General features: G+C 34.9%; 11 protein-coding genes and 10 tRNA genes. 4 read left to right on the top strand and 17 right to left on the bottom strand.

From position 1 onward, the window contains the following. Positions 1–10 precede the first annotated feature (10 nt). The gene (locus tag EKH84_RS03735; RefSeq protein ID WP_127065184.1) at positions 11–1,801 is read right to left on the bottom strand and encodes an ABC transporter ATP-binding protein; all 1,791 of its coding nucleotides are present in this window, start codon (positions 1,799–1,801) and stop codon (positions 11–13) included. A 178-nt stretch (positions 1,802–1,979) separates the two neighbouring features. Here EKH84_RS03735 and EKH84_RS03730 point away from each other — a divergent pair, with 178 nt between their 5' ends. The 4 genes from EKH84_RS03730 to EKH84_RS03715 all read left to right on the top strand — a co-directional run bounded on the left by EKH84_RS03730 (position 1,980) and on the right by EKH84_RS03715 (position 5,705). Continuing rightward, on the top strand, positions 1,980–2,690 hold the full coding sequence (locus EKH84_RS03730) for a PadR family transcriptional regulator (RefSeq protein ID WP_127065183.1): 711 nt from the start codon (positions 1,980–1,982) through the stop codon (positions 2,688–2,690). A gap of 442 nt (positions 2,691–3,132) precedes the next feature. Beyond that, positions 3,133–3,879, top strand: coding sequence for an ABC transporter ATP-binding protein (locus EKH84_RS03725; protein WP_127065182.1), 747 nt, complete (start codon positions 3,133–3,135; stop codon positions 3,877–3,879). 12 nt (positions 3,880–3,891) lie between these two features. Next, the gene (locus EKH84_RS03720) at positions 3,892–4,638 is read left to right on the top strand and encodes an ABC transporter permease (protein WP_243118636.1); all 747 of its coding nucleotides are present in this window, start codon (positions 3,892–3,894) and stop codon (positions 4,636–4,638) included. Next, entirely contained in the window at positions 4,638–5,705 is a 1,068-nt protein-coding gene (locus EKH84_RS03715) for an ABC transporter permease (RefSeq protein WP_190283475.1), read from the top strand. The genes EKH84_RS03720 and EKH84_RS03715 overlap by 1 nt, the downstream gene beginning before the upstream one ends. An 83-nt stretch (positions 5,706–5,788) precedes the next feature. Here EKH84_RS03715 and EKH84_RS03710 read toward each other — a convergent pair whose 3' ends face one another. The 16 genes from EKH84_RS03710 to EKH84_RS03635 form a co-directional block, all read right to left on the bottom strand. After that, a complete protein-coding gene (locus EKH84_RS03710; protein ID WP_127065179.1) occupies positions 5,789–6,964 on the bottom strand; it encodes a LolA family protein in 1,176 nt (391 codons plus the stop codon). Beyond that, positions 6,957–8,432: a sensor histidine kinase gene (locus tag EKH84_RS03705; protein WP_127065178.1), complete on the bottom strand. Its 1,476-nt coding sequence runs from the start codon at positions 8,430–8,432 to the stop codon at positions 6,957–6,959. Before EKH84_RS03705 ends, EKH84_RS03710 begins: the two co-directional genes overlap by 8 nt. Further along, positions 8,429–9,133, bottom strand: coding sequence for a response regulator transcription factor (locus tag EKH84_RS03700; protein WP_127065177.1), 705 nt, complete (start codon positions 9,131–9,133; stop codon positions 8,429–8,431). Before EKH84_RS03700 ends, EKH84_RS03705 begins: the two co-directional genes overlap by 4 nt. Positions 9,134–9,426: 293 nt before the next feature. After that, positions 9,427–9,840 carry a hypothetical protein gene (locus EKH84_RS03695; protein ID WP_013655174.1) on the bottom strand — a complete coding sequence of 138 codons (414 nt, stop codon included), beginning with the start codon at positions 9,838–9,840 and terminating at the stop codon, positions 9,427–9,429. Between the two features lie 207 nt (positions 9,841–10,047). Then, positions 10,048–10,120, bottom strand: a tRNA-Phe gene (locus EKH84_RS03690). A gap of 31 nt (positions 10,121–10,151) precedes the next feature. Beyond that, positions 10,152–10,228: transfer RNA gene (locus EKH84_RS03685), tRNA-Met, on the bottom strand. Between the two features lie 10 nt (positions 10,229–10,238). After that, a tRNA-Tyr gene (locus EKH84_RS03680) sits at positions 10,239–10,319 on the bottom strand. 26 nt (positions 10,320–10,345) lie between these two features. Further along, positions 10,346–10,418 (bottom strand) — tRNA-Thr (locus EKH84_RS03675). Between the two features lie 187 nt (positions 10,419–10,605). Then, positions 10,606–10,689, bottom strand: a tRNA-Leu gene (locus EKH84_RS03670). A 7-nt stretch (positions 10,690–10,696) separates the two neighbouring features. Further along, a tRNA-Val gene (locus tag EKH84_RS03665) sits at positions 10,697–10,769 on the bottom strand. A gap of 56 nt (positions 10,770–10,825) precedes the next feature. Beyond that, positions 10,826–10,899: transfer RNA gene (locus EKH84_RS03660), tRNA-Asp, on the bottom strand. A gap of 11 nt (positions 10,900–10,910) precedes the next feature. Then, a tRNA-Lys gene (locus EKH84_RS03655) sits at positions 10,911–10,983 on the bottom strand. Positions 10,984–11,028: 45 nt separating this feature from the next. Beyond that, positions 11,029–11,103, bottom strand: a tRNA-Pro gene (locus EKH84_RS03650). 23 nt (positions 11,104–11,126) lie between these two features. Further along, positions 11,127–11,198: transfer RNA gene (locus EKH84_RS03645), tRNA-Glu, on the bottom strand. Positions 11,199–11,428: 230 nt separating this feature from the next. Then, positions 11,429–13,258 carry a DUF6055 domain-containing protein gene (locus EKH84_RS03640; RefSeq protein ID WP_127065176.1) on the bottom strand — a complete coding sequence of 610 codons (1,830 nt, stop codon included), beginning with the start codon at positions 13,256–13,258 and terminating at the stop codon, positions 11,429–11,431. 195 nt (positions 13,259–13,453) lie between these two features. Next, positions 13,454–14,983, bottom strand: coding sequence for a 2-isopropylmalate synthase (locus EKH84_RS03635; protein ID WP_127065175.1), 1,530 nt, complete (start codon positions 14,981–14,983; stop codon positions 13,454–13,456). Between the last annotated feature and the right edge of the window lie 25 nt (positions 14,984–15,008).

The raw sequence follows: 15,008 nt of genomic DNA, 5'->3' as shown, positions 1-15,008 counted from the left end.
AGGTTAAAAACTAGCTAATACGTCCTTTAGCAAGTTCGTAGAAAGCTCCTTGCTTTGCCATGAGTTCTTCATAGCTTCCGTTTTCAATATTTTTACCACCGCTTACGACAACGATGCGGTCTGAATCAATAATAGTAGAAAGTCTATGGGCTACTACAAAGGTTGTTCTACCTTTAATCAAATTTTTCATAGCTTGTTGAATATGCATTTCTGACTGATTATCAAGAGCTGAAGTTGCTTCATCTAAGATAATCACACTTGGATCCCTTACCAAAGCTCTTGCAATCGCAATACGTTGCTTTTGTCCACCTGATAGCATATCACCATGCTCTCCTACTAAGGTTTCTAACCCGTATGGAAGTTTTTCTATCACTTCTTTTAAAGCTGCTGCTTCTATAACTTCATTGAGCTTCTCCTCACTTACAGTGGGAATCCCATAGGTAATATTATCTCTAATGGTTCCTGAAAATAAAATAGTATTTTGAGGAACCATCGCTATCTTACGCCTATAATCATGTAGGTCTAAGGTCGTCATATCCTGTCCATCTAAGAGTAGTGTTCCTTTAGTAGGTTTCATAAAGCCGATAAGAAGATTTAATAAAGTCGTTTTTCCTCCCCCTGATTCTCCTACAAAAGCAATACATTCTCCTGGTTTTACATCTAAATTGAACTCATCTAAAACTAAGTCTAGACCATCTTCATATTTAAAGCTAACATTATTAAATTCAAAATGCCCTTCTACTTGTTTGAGCTTCTTTTTACCCGTATGTCTTTCTACATCCTCTGCTAAGAAAATCTCTCCTACTGAGTTAATAGATTCAAAGCCTTTTACAATATCAGGGTAGATATTAATCACAGCAGACACTTGGTTAAGGACTGTAGCAAAATAGGTTTGATAAAGGACAATATCCCCTACCTGTATTTCTTTTTTATAAGCTAAATAACCTGTAAAAAGTAAACATGCCACCTGCAAAACTTGAATAGACACCCAGCTACAAGAACCTAAAAAGGAATTGAGTACATCTACTTTATAGCCTGTATCTTTTACCTTATGTACTGTACTATCAACTTTATCAATTTCTACCTGTTCTAAAGCATGAGCTCTTGTAATCGGTACCATCTCTACCATCTGAGATACAGTAGCAGACATTTCTTCTATATTCTTACGGAAATCTCTACTCGTTCTTCGGATACGTTTTCTAAAAAGCTTCACTATAAAGAAACAAGCAGGCATAGATAATGCAAAAAATAGGGCCACAGAACCATTTTTACTAATCGTAATCGTAAAAGCTACTGTTAGATTTAAAATAATAGGAACAATACTATTACAAAATTGTGTAGATAAAGTGGTAATGGCTTCTACATCTCTTAACACTTTGGCTTGCAGTCTTCCAGCTTGCAAATGTTTATGATAAGGAATAGATAATACTTGGAGTTTTTTTACGAGGTTAATACGAATATCTGATTCCACTTGTCTAGTAGCTAAACTGATGTAGCGTATATATAAATAATTAGATGGTATATTAATGAGTACTAAGACTAGTAAAATACTTACGTTAATAACAATCTTATGAAGCTGATCACCTTCTCCTGAGCTAATAATGTTAATAATATTAGTTGCCACAATCGGTGTAAACCATACTGGTGAGTGTTTAACAAAGAAACACACAAAAGCACGCAGTAGCTTTAAGTAATTTCCTTTGTATAAAGTTAAAAGCGTTTTTATCGGGCGATTATTATAAAACTTATTCTCTTTTTCTAATGCTGCCATAGTTTCTAAATTCTTCTCTATCGGCTCCATATCTATCCTCCTTATGTCTTTCACTTTTTAAGTTACCCCTATTCTACTTTACTTCTCCTACTTTGTTAATGTATAAAACGCTTATTGTTTTAATGTAATTTTCTATATTGTATTGACATTATCCAACGTTGGGTATAATATAGCATTATATTAACCAACATTGGATAAGGAGCTTTATATGGTACGCACACTTATTTTATATTATCTCAATATCAAAGCAACTCATGGCTATGAAATTCAAAAGTTCATTCAAGAAACAGGCCTAGAGCAATGGACCCAAATCAAATCAGGCTCTATTTACTACGCCCTATCTAAACTGGAAAAACAAGAAGAAATTACTTTAGTGAAAGAAGAAACGCATGGTTCTAGAGTAAGACGCATTTATCAAATTACTGACCTAGGAAAGAAAACCCTTCATACCTTGTTAGAAGAAAAATTAAATGAAGAACTCATGCCTTCTGCTTCTGAGAAGTTTGTACTTCCTTCTATGCTTAATCGCTTAGACAAAGAAACTGCCATTGAAATTATCAATCAGCATATTCAAAACCTTAAAGCAAGAGAAGACTACTGGCGCTATTGGCAAAATATGAAAGTAACGAAAGATAGCCTCAAGCTAGATAAGCTTACCTTCGAACTGCCTCTTGTTAACCTTGAATATGCTATTAAATGGCATGAAGCCTTAATAGAAGAGTATGATAGCATTATTGAGCTAGGTAAAAAACAGGAACAATTTATTGCTGGCTTTAACTTTGATGCACTTGAGGAAAGCCATTCTCTTTCAAACCAAAATAATCGCATCTCTGAACTAAAGAAAAAAATTCTTGATCAATCTCAAGATTCTAAAATGGCCCTTGATGAGCTTATTACACTACTTTCTAATCCTCAATAGGCCACTAACTATAATACTTATGTGAAGCTTGATACATTATTGCTCTGGGCGCCTGCCCCCGATTCTGAATGTTTTTTAACTGTCGTTACACCTTCTTTCCACGCTGCGTCACTGTCTTGGATGTTTATGAGGTCAATAATGTTTGTGAAAATAAGTGGATAGGGGTGTCTGGAGTAGTGACTTGGGAGCATTTTTTAGAAGCACTTAGTGAACGTTTTAGATGGGTTTTAGGCAGCTGTCTGAGCGAAGCGAGTTCTGCCTTTCATCTAAATAAGTGAGCTTAGTGCTCTAAAAATGTGAACCGGAACAACGGAAGACATTCCTATCCACTTATTTTCTCTCAGATGTAATTCTCATAAACACCGAGACAAATTTCAATTTATTGTTTTTTAAGCTTTATGTCCAACGTTGTATATAAAACATTGAGTAAAGGAGTTGTATTATGAAAAATTTATTAGAAGTTCATCAACTTTCTAAATGCTTTGGTGACAAAGCCGTCGTTAAAGACATTTCTTTCTCTATAAAACCAGGAGAAATCTTAGGCTTTTTAGGTCCTAATGGTGCTGGTAAAAGTACTACCCTTCATATGGTCACTACACTTTTAGACCCTACTGCAGGTCGTATTATCTTTGAAGAACAACCGGTAGCAGATTATAACTATGATTACAAAAGAGCCTTAGGTCTTGTTCCTCAAGATATTGCTGTTTTTTCAGATTTAACAGCTTATGAAAATGTGAAATTCTTTTGCTCGCTTTATGGCATTAAAGGGACTGCTTTAAAAGAAGCTACTAAGACTGCTCTTGATTATGTAGGCCTCCTAGAACATAAAGACGAATATCCCAATACCTTTTCTGGCGGTATGAAAAGACGTCTTAATATTGCTTGTTCTATTGTACACAAACCTAAGCTTCTCATTATGGATGAACCTACAGTAGGTATTGACCCTCAATCTAGAAATAAAATTTTAGAAGTAGCTAAGAAGCTCTGTGAAGAAGGCACAACTATTATTTATACTTCTCATTACATGGAAGAAGTAGAAGCTATCTGCTCTAGAGTTATTATTCTAGATCATGGTGAAATTTTAGAAGAAGGACCTTTGGAGGATATTAAAGCCAAATATCTACCTTATGGCGCAGATAACCTAGAAGCCATCTTTTTACACTTAACCGGCACGGCTTTAAGGGATTAGGAGGAGATAATGATGAACGAATTAAAAGTACTTTTTTCTTTTGGCCTTAGAAGAAGGATAAAGGACTCATTTTTAATAAGCTATGGTATTATAATGCCCCTTATTATGATTTTGCTTCTAGGCTACTTAGCCAGTGGTTACTATACAGGAATAGAAGGGATTTCTTCCTATAGCTATTACACTGTAGTCTCCTTACCACTTTATACTTTTTTCTCCTCTATTACACTGATTTATGTTGCTAGAGAAGAACAACTTTTTAATGCTGGCTCACGTTTTATTGTGTCACCTATTCATAGATCCACCCTTGTACTTTATAAGATTTTACCTTCTACCTTGGTTATCCTTGCTTTCAACCTAATAGTCATGCTAGCTTGCAAATTACTGTTTAAAGTTAACTTTCAGGGGCAGTTCTTACAGGTTTTAGCACTCCTTGGTGTCTTTGGCTATATGTCTTGTAGCCTTGGTACTTTTATTGGATTATGTACTAAAAATTTTATGACCGTTAAAAATCTAGTAAGTACCCCTCTGCTCATTATGGGCTTTTTAGGAGGTAGTTTTTTCCCTATTGGTAGCTTAGGTAAAGGTTTTTTAATTGCTAGTTATTTTTCTCCTCTTACCTATGTTAACCAAGGACTATTTAAGCTACTTTATGATCACAATAACTTATTTTATATATTTGCTCTATGCATTACTCTATTCCTAGGTATTATCTTCACTGTAGGTTCTACTATAAAAATGCAAAAGGAGGCCTTTATCTAATGTGTACTTGGCTTATTTTCAAAAAAGAATGGACAAAAAATAAAAAGCATCCTGTTCAGCTTTTACTCACACTTTTATTACCTATTATCACTACTTGCTTAGTCATTTTGTTTTCGAGTCAAATGAAACCTTCCATACACCTAGGCCTTATTAGTGAATCCTATCATTCAGATATTATAAAAAACCTAAAAGAACAGTCATTGTCTATCCCAAGGCTTACACTAACATCTGTTGATGCTGATTCTCTTTATTCAGATCTAATGACTTCTAAGTATGCTGCTATTATTAAACTAAAAGCTGATAACACCTTTGAAGCATTTAGCCTAGATGCAGGTCTTAGAGATCGATTAAATGCATTACTCAATCATCCTACTAACCTAGGTGAACTTCCTATTCTTAGTAACCTCTTAGAAAATCAGTCTGATGCTTCTCTTTCTACTGCTAGTAGAAGTATGAGTTTTATCTTTTTAGTCATGATTATTACCGCCACATTACTAGCTGTTTCTATTCACAGAGAAAAAGCTGATGGCCTTTTAACACGCTATGGTTTATCTCCTCATCATGCATTATCTCATGTCAGTGGTTTCTTCTTGTATAACTTAGGTATGACCTTGCTACAAACTTCTGTAATAGCTAGTCTCATCTTTGTTTTTAAATTACCTTTAGATATTTCATTACCTTCATTTATCCTGATAGGAGGCTTAATCAGTTTCAGTAGCTCTACCCTTGCATTTTTAATAGTAGGCTTAACCTCCAATGAGCTTTCTGCTAGTACCTTAGCTTCTTCTATTGGATTATTGCTTTCTTTACTTGGTGGTGCTTTTTTACCCTTAACTAAAATGCCTTCTGGTTTTCAATTTATTAGCAAATTTACCTTTACCAGATGGCTTATCGAAGCCACAGACGCATTAACATCCCCTCCTCTTACTACTTCTAATTACCTACCTATAGGGGCCATGTTACTTCTCACACTGATTATGCTGTTTCTTGCATTTGCACTTAATGTTAAAAAACTCTCCACTCATCATATCAATCCTCAAAAATCAGAGTCCTGCATCAAAGCCTAGCCCCATAGGCTCGACTTTATACTCATAATAAAAGCAAGCTACCTCACTATAAAGCCCATGTAGCTTGCTATAATCTTATTTCTTTATTTCTTTATTTCTAGAGCTTCCGCTAACTTAACGAGTTCTTCCTTACTAATTTCACCATTCTTTACATAAAGATCACAAAGGGTTCCTTCTTTAGCAAACTCTATAATCTTCAGCGGTGCTTGTTCTACAAAAATTGCCTCTACCTCACCTATTTTTATCTTTTCACAATTAAGTTCGAAGCTTTCTTGAAGTTTGCTACTTGGCATATTCTGTACAATAAACTCTTCCCCTTCTGGAGTTAGATATGTAATTTCCACTCTTGCATAAATTTGATTGCTAGTTTCTATATAGCGTGCTTCCTTCATTTTTGCAACCTTCTCATCAGGTATATAAAAAATCGGAACTTTAAGCCAATCAACAGCTTCTTTCAGAGATACTTCTTGATTAACTATATCTAGATTTTCATCTAAATGAACTACCTTTGCATCTTTAGGAATATCCATGATAAACTTTTCCTTATCTATTCTAGGATTTAAGGTGAAATCCTTATATTCCTGCTCTACTATTAAATTTCCTATGGTACTCTTACTCTTAATAACCATCCAGCTATCTTGATCAATCCAAAGTTCCACAGTGGCCTCACCTAGTTTACCCTGCTTAGGTACCGCTAATACATATTGTGTTGTATAGCCACCTATTTTTACATTATCTTTAATTGTAACATCATGACTACTACTCACTTCATTAATAAATTCCAGGGCATATTCCTTTAAACTTCCAGAACGAAGTACTTGATTAATACCTTGGCACACCGTAGGATTGACCTCATCTGCTAATGACACAGGTTTAATATAATAAATATCCTTAGCAGGCACATATGCAATGAGTTGATCCCCATTAGTTACATCGATTTCTTCATCAGCTTCAATTTCCCCCTTTATTAATCCGTTATCAACTGCTTCCTTATATGCATCTGTTATTGTAAATTTATACTCTATACGATACTTATTTTTATCGCCTTTCCACTCTTTGTAATTTGTCTTGGACAAAAGTTCCCCATCTTGATATTGATTAATCTCCGCTTCACCATAAAAGGTATTAATAGTTTCATCACCTTGCACCATAGCTTCTGCGACTCCCTCTGATGCAAAAAAACTACAACCACTGGTTATTCCTAACAGATTACTTACTAAAAAAAAATATAAGATATAATTCCAAGCTCTTTTACTCATTTTCTTCCCCTTTCCTATTCGAAGTAATACTTGGCAAATAACAAACCATCATATTACCCACCTCTGGAATTGGTACTACTTCTATTGCACCACCGTGCTTACTCATAATCATCTTAGAAATACTAAGGCCTAATCCCACACCTTTATGTTCTTTCTTACTACGTGCTTCATCCCCTTGATAAAATGGTTTAAACAAACTCTCCCTTTCTCTCTCCGCAATAGGTATTCCTTGGTTTATAATCAGAAGCCACATACCAGGCGTTTTATACTTTTCTAAAGCTTCTTTTCCTACTTCATGAACCCACTCCGGTAATTTAACATTGGTAGAAAAAGCTCCCATCCAAATCTTTCCGTAATCTGGTGTATGCCGTATAGCATTACTTACAATGTTATCTACCACTCTAGTCATATATTTAACATTTACTAAATAGTCATCATGAACTTCTATGGCTTGCTCTAAACTTAAATGTTTCGCTTCGCACATACCCTCAATACCTGAGAAGAGCATATCACAGAATTCCTCACCTTCTACTTCTACAAGGCCTAAGTCATACTCCATAGTTAATAAATTATAAGTCAGTAAATCATCTAGCATATCTTTCATATAGTCACATTTATTTAAAATGGTTGATAAGTATTCCTCATACCTTACTTCATCTTTAACATCTCCTAGCTTAAACATCTCCGTATAAGCTCTTATAGCTGTTAAAGGCGTTTTTAAATCGTGCGAGATAGTAGCAATCATATATTCTTTAGCTTTTTGTTCCTGTTCCATTAAATGCTTATTCTTCTCTAAGTTATCCTTCATTTCATTAAAATGAGCACATAATTCTCCGATTTCATCACTCGCCCTATAAGTAATATGAACCTCACTATTACCCTTGGCATAGTCATTCATACTTCTAATAACTCTCTTAATAGGCTCATTAAATCTTTTATTAATCATTCTAATAGCTAGGCCAAATATCAAAATATTAACTAGTATAAAACAGCCACAACTTAATATAATATTATATCTTATAGTATTTTTTAGATTCTCCCTAGCAATAGTAATTTTATAGAAACCAACAATATGACCTTCATCAAAAACAAGTTTTTTCAACGTGTCGGTATTATAAGTATGCTGAATTTCATTCAGATTTTTATAAAGGCCTTCTCTAGACAACATGTACTCATATCCTGGCACAGTAGAATAAATAGACTTCCCGTTCGCATCATATAAGACTACTTCTACATTTTCATTAGCTTCTAGTTCTTCTAACTTCATATCTTGATCTGGATTTAAGTAAAGCTCAGGTTTGTCTAATAACTCCTCGTACTTAAAAAGCTCTATACTAGAAGCTAAGTAGTCTTTTACTTCTGTTCGTTTATTATAAGCGCTATTAGCTTGGTATAAAATGCATACCGTTAATATAGGAGTTAAAAGAACCAATAAGTGAGATATGATTAAATAGGTTTTTAGCTTCACTGAATCCTGCCTCCTATAAACCTATAGCCAATGCCCCACGCTGTTTCGATAAATTTAGGATTTTTACTATCTTCTTTTAGCTTGTTTCGTAGCTGTTTTATATGTACGGTAATCGTATTACTACTTTCAATATCTTCTTCGTGCCATATATGTTCATAAAGTTCTTTTTTAGTAAAAGGTCGCTGAGGATTTTTTGCTAAGATGGTTAATAGCGCCCACTCTGTTGCTGTTAAATTTAATTCTTCTTCATTTAAATAAGCTTGCTTACGATTAAAATTGATACTTAATCCACCTTCATAATGATGAATTTCTTCCTGTTCCTCACTGCTATTCATACGTTTATAGCGTCTTAGCAGTGATTCAATGCGAGCTTCTACTTCAGGCAAACTAAAGGGTTTTGTCACATAATCATCTGCTCCAATTTTTAGCCCTTTAATCTTATCTAGTTCTTTATTTCTAGCACTAATAATTAAGATGGGGACATCACTAACCCACCTTATACTTTGACAAAGGCTATAGCCATCCATTCCAGGCAGCATAATATCTACAATAAGAAGATCATACGTTTTCATTTTAAAATCTTCTAAACCTTCATTCCCTGTAGAAGCCCAGTTCACCTCATAGCCTTTATTCATTAGATATTCTCTTAAAATATCTGCAATTTGCTCATCGTCTTCTACTATTAATAAACGTCCAAGCATCTATATCTCACCCTCTCTATGCCCATTCTCCATTTTCTACTTTTATCATATACCGTAATTACCTTAGTTTAAAATTGTTTATAAATATTTTATTTATATACACCTACTATGTTCTATTATAATGCTTAAAATCTATTTATCAAAAGATATAGTCTATATGTTCACTATAATTATTTATTAAATACTTTTTACTATTAAGATTTCATGAAACCCCTTGATAGTTTTACACTACATAAATTTGCACGCAAAAAGGACTGTTTATTGTAACAGTCCTTTTTTACAACAAGCTTTATTTAAATATTTTTTAGGGGGATCTTTTTTCTAATCTTATAGCTCACTTTACCATTTTCATTTACTTCTTTTATGCTATTAAGATAAAAAATGTATTCTTTATCAACCATTACAGGTTCATAACCACCTTCAACAATCATACAAGCTCTACCTCTATAGCTACTTTCCATATAAGGTTCTTGTACTTTGATAATTTCCTGTTTATTTACTTCTCCAGCTATAATACCTGTGATTTGTAATTTTGCTTCTGTAAATCCAGATACTTCGCTAAGTTTGATAGTTGTTTTTTCTGGTAATACTGTTGCTATTACAACTATTTCTGCATTAATATCATTATATATTTTTTCTCTTTGGTTAATAGAAGGTCCGTTATAAACGCCATCTATTATGTTTCCTAGTATGCTATTTATATTCATATAGTATGACCTCCTTAACTTGAGTGGATAGATTTTTTATTTGAAGCTTCACATTATCAAGTATATACACTCATATCAAGGCTGACTATTAAATATTCATTCTGTAACATTACTATCAACTAAACGAAATATTTTGAAATCTAAATTTAACAATAAAAAAATACCCCCCAACTAAGCTTTCTTAGTTAAAGAGTACCTTTTCTTAAATGCCCAGAGCCGGAATCGAACCAGCGACACGAGGATTTTCAGTCCTCTGCTCTACCGACTGAGCTATCTGGGCATGTATTAGCGCCAAGTTCGCGCTAATCTTATGGTAGCGGGAACAGGATTTGAACCTATGACCTTCGGGTTATGAGCCCGACGAGCTACCTAGCTGCTCCATCCCGCGATATAGGTTATGGAGGGAGAAGGATTCGAACCTTCGAAGCTATCGCAACAGATTTACAGTCTGCCCCCTTTGGCCGCTCGGGAATCCCTCCATAGATACAAAATATTCATTTTGTAAAGCCGACGATCGGACTCGAACCGATAACCTGCTGATTACAAGTCAGCTGCTCTGCCAATTGAGCCACGTCGGCATATTCATAATATAATTGAAATCATTGACGACACTAGTCCTTGGCTAGGTTAGTCTTCTATACGTGTGCACCAATTAGCAATCCTCTTGATACCTTTGGTATCTGCGCTAGAATTGAGCCACATCGGCCTTCATCTACCAGCTTTTGAACAATCCAATTATATAATCACACTTTAATTATTTAAATATGCCCGAGACCGGAATCGAACCGGTACGAGGGTTAGCTCGCAGGATTTTAAGTCCTGTGCGTCTGCCAGTTCCGCCACTCGGGCACATTAATGGTCGCTATAGGGCTCGAACCTATGACCCCCTGCTTGTAAGGCAGGTGCTCTCCCAGCTGAGCTAAGCGACCTTATAATGGTAATATTACCACTTGTTAAAAAATTAAGCAATTAAAAATCACTTAAACGACCCAGAAGGGACTCGAACCCTCGACCTCCGCCGTGACAGGGCGGCGTGCTAACCAACTGTACCACTGGGCCATATAAAAAAGTGAGCCACCCGGGAATCGAACCCGGGACAACTTGATTAAAAGTCAAGTGCTCTACCGACTGAGCTAGTGACCCACATTAGATCTAAAAGCCTACTTCTAAGGAAGTCGTTTTAGATAATCGGGGTGACAGGACTCGAACCTGCGGCCTCCTGAACCCAAATCAGGCGCTCTAGCCAAACTGAGCCACACCCCGGCTTTTGTTAGATAAACTAACAATGACCCATACGAGAATCGAACTCGTGTTACCGCCGTGAAAGGGCGGTGTCTTGACCGCTTGACCAATGGGCCTCATTATTATTTGCTGCGTTTGTTTCTTTGTTTCCTCGCCGCTGACTTTTACTATGTTACACCATATTGTTACATACGTCAACTCTTTTTTTATATTTTTTTCTTTCCTTCTACACATTTATTCTTAACCCCTTAAAATCCATCATATTAAAGGATTAAGAATAAATTTAGTTTATGCTTTTCATTAAATTTTATGCTTATCTATTTGTATTTTTCTTTTTAATAGTTATTTATCTTGGTACGCTCCCACTTATAAGCTTTCCTTCATAAAATAATGCAGGGCCCTTATTGTATGAGTAATCGTTGACCTGATTATAATTACTCCAATTTTGGTTGTACAATCTGGAATCTACACTTAAGATACTTTGTCTATTTAAGTATATTTCCATAGTGTTAAAACTAATTTCTATATAATGGTCTGCGTCTTCAGAAGATGTTATAGCAATAGATTTTGCTTTAGTCAAACTGGTTGTATCTACATACCAAGGTGCAACATTATAACTTATTGCTGAATGGTCATTAGAAACGGTTTGCACCTCTGCTGACTCTGCTGTGTAGTAATACCTGATAGTTAACTTGGAAAGATCATATTGTTTTTCATCACTTGCAGTTACTTGATATTTTTGAGCAATTGTACTAGTTATAGCCCCACTGGTATTTTTTACAGATAAAGAAAGCCCTGTTTTATCACCTTCTTCTACATCTGTCCTATCTTTTGCAGCAACTTTCACCGCATATGGATATTTTGTTCCTGTAGCATTTTCATTAAACACTTCTAAGTCATTCATCTTATCTGGTGTAGCACAAACAACTAGGTATATCTCTGATTCATCACCTTGTAAGTTCAAGTTATTGATGCCATTACTCCACATTGTTGAATATCTTGTTTCTCCTGACTTTGTTTTGGCCACTATACTTACTCTCCAGTCAGCTCCTTCAATACCTTCTTTGCCTTTAAAATCAACTTCTACCACTTTTTTAGATAGATCTACACTTAGTGGTACAATATTATATCCACCTTGCTGAGGTGCTCTTTCATCTGATACATGTAACCAGCCATCTGATTCTTGCTGTAATGTAGTATAAATTTTACTTCTATTACTACTTTCTTCTAATAATTGATTCAAGAAAGACAAATAACTATCCTGCCTTTTATAATCCATTGTCACCATTCTTCTTGCATAATACCCCAATATGTCTTTAATGGGTTGACCTGATAATTTTTCTAGAACTTCGAACATATTTCCGGATTGGTTATTATGAACTAATTTCTGCATTAGCTCCAGTCCTAATCCATCTACTTGATCTGGATTTTCTGTTATATAAAGTAGGATTGCCCAATCATCATACCAATTTTTTAGATGTGGAAAATATAAATTTGAATTTAACACAACTGGTGCAAAGAAATCAGAAGCAGGTCCATATACATTATTACCATACTTATAATACTCACTTCCTAAGTACTGATCTCTATACCAATTAGCTATTGATTCATACCATTCACCAGGTATGTTTCCTCCCTGGTGATAGGTTACAACATGAGCATATTCATGAGGCACTACCCAACTTGGTGGATCAACTCTCATAGCTCCTGGTGCCATAACTACATACCCAAATCCGTCTTTATCTACAGACATATATGCCCAATCTGTTTCTATCTTCTCTAGTCCAGTTGCTGCAATATAAACATTTGTTTTATATTTAGTATTTCCAAAATAAGTACTAGTTGATGTAGCCGGATCACCCATTCCTAGTTTATCCAAATAAAATGTCCTTATGTTTTCTAAATTCTCTAGGTTTCCTAAAACAAATTGTCTGTTTACTGTTCCTGTTGTATCGCCATTTCCCCAAATGATTTGAAAATGTTCTGATTCTGCTCTGTTAACTGATGAATCATTTAAATCATATACTGGGTCTCTAGTTACATAGCTTTGAGTGGCATACTCGCCTTGTATAGTATACTGCTGTTCTTCTAAGCTAGTTATATCTGTGGCATAAATCATTCCTGTTCCCATACTTATGCTAAGCCCCATAATTAATAACCTATTCACTTTTTTCATTTATATCCCCTCCTATGTAATCTGCACTTTTATCTTATAGTTGCTCATTATTTACCTCAACACATTTGACATAAGATGTCATATTCCTTTTATCATCTTGTTATTTCTCCTATGACTTTTACTTTTATTTATCAACATTTTATTCTAAAAATACTAGGACTATCATATTAATTGATGATAGTCCTAGTTAATCTATTACTTAGTTGAATCTAATAGTGTCTTATTAATAGCATTGATGAGTGCAATACCGCTTGCTTTCATTACATCTTTTTCAATTGCTTTTCCTTGATAAAGCTTTCCTTCGTGCTTAATTTGCACAACAACTTTTCCAAGACTTTCTTTACCTCTTCCCAGATTATGGATGCGATATTCCATTAAATCTATGCTTTGATCTACTGCTTTTATAATAGCACTATAAAGTGCATCTACAGCGCCTTCTCCGCTTTCACTTCTTGTAATCATTTTCTCCGACTTTTGAAGCTTAACAGTGGCAACTTGCATCTGACTTGAAGCAGTTACTTGAAACTCCTTAAGCTGCCATAATTTTATCTCTTTATTATTAGTAATTTCAGTATAGCTTTCTAACAAAGTCATCACATCGCTATCGTAGACTTCTTTCTTTTGATCTGCCATAGTAAGGAAACTTTTATAAACTTCAGGCTCTATTATTTCTGGTATATTATAGCCTAACTTTTTAGTCACATAGCTAAAAGCATGCTTACCAGAACGTGCGGTTAATACAATCTCCATAGGAGGTGCACCTACTTCTTCTGGAGTGATAATTTCATAGACTTCTTTTGATTTAAGTAGTCCGTCTTGATGAATACCTGAAGAATGGGCAAAAGCATTTTCCCCTGTAATTGCTTTATTAACTTGAACATCTAATCCCATAATGGCACTTACCATTCTTGAAGTTTTATAAATCTCTTCTATATTAATATTAGTTTCACCTCTATAGTATTTTGGATGAAGTTTAATCCCCATGACGACTTCTTCTAAAGAAGTGTTACCAGCTCTCTCTCCTATTCCATTAATGGTACATTCAACTTTGTTTGCACCATTTCTAATAGCTGCTAAAGTGTTAGCTGTAGCAAGCCCTGTATCATTATGGCAGTGTACACTCAAAATAACATTGGGGTTAAGATTCATCAAACGGTCATTGATTTTACAAATCAGCTTTCCAAACTCTTCTGGAACAGCAAAGCCCACAGTATCAGGAACATTAATAATAGTTGCTCCTGCCTTAACTACAGCCTCTATAGTTTTCCACATATATTCGAAGTCAGACCTACTAGCATCTTCTAAAGAGTACTGTACCTGTGGCATCAAACTTTTAGCATATTTTACCGCTTCTACGCCCATTTCTAGTACTTGAGTGGGTGACTTACTAAATTTCTTTTCCATATGCACATTGGAAGACCCTAGTACAATATGAATCATTGGATTTGCTGCTCCTCTAAGACTTTCATAAATGGCATCAATATCTGATTTTACTGCTCTACCAAGTCCTGTTACCATCACATCTTTACCTGCTATTTGACCAATAGCTTTAACAGCCTCAAAATCTCCCTTTGAGGAGGATGGAAAACCTACCTCCATCATATCTACCTTTAATTTTACTAATTGTCTCGCAATCTCTAACTTCTCATTTAAATTCAACTTTGCTCCCGGTACCTGTTCTCCATCTCTTAAAGTGGTGTCTAATACATAGATTTTTCTTGACATATATGTCACTCCTTTATAATAGAAA

It is taken from the genome of Cellulosilyticum sp. WCF-2, from assembly GCF_003990395.1.
Classification (GTDB): domain Bacteria; phylum Bacillota; class Clostridia; order Lachnospirales; family Cellulosilyticaceae; genus Cellulosilyticum; species Cellulosilyticum lentocellum.
The sequence above is the reverse complement of the archived record's forward strand: the minus strand, read 5'-3'. Positions and strand labels throughout refer to the sequence as shown.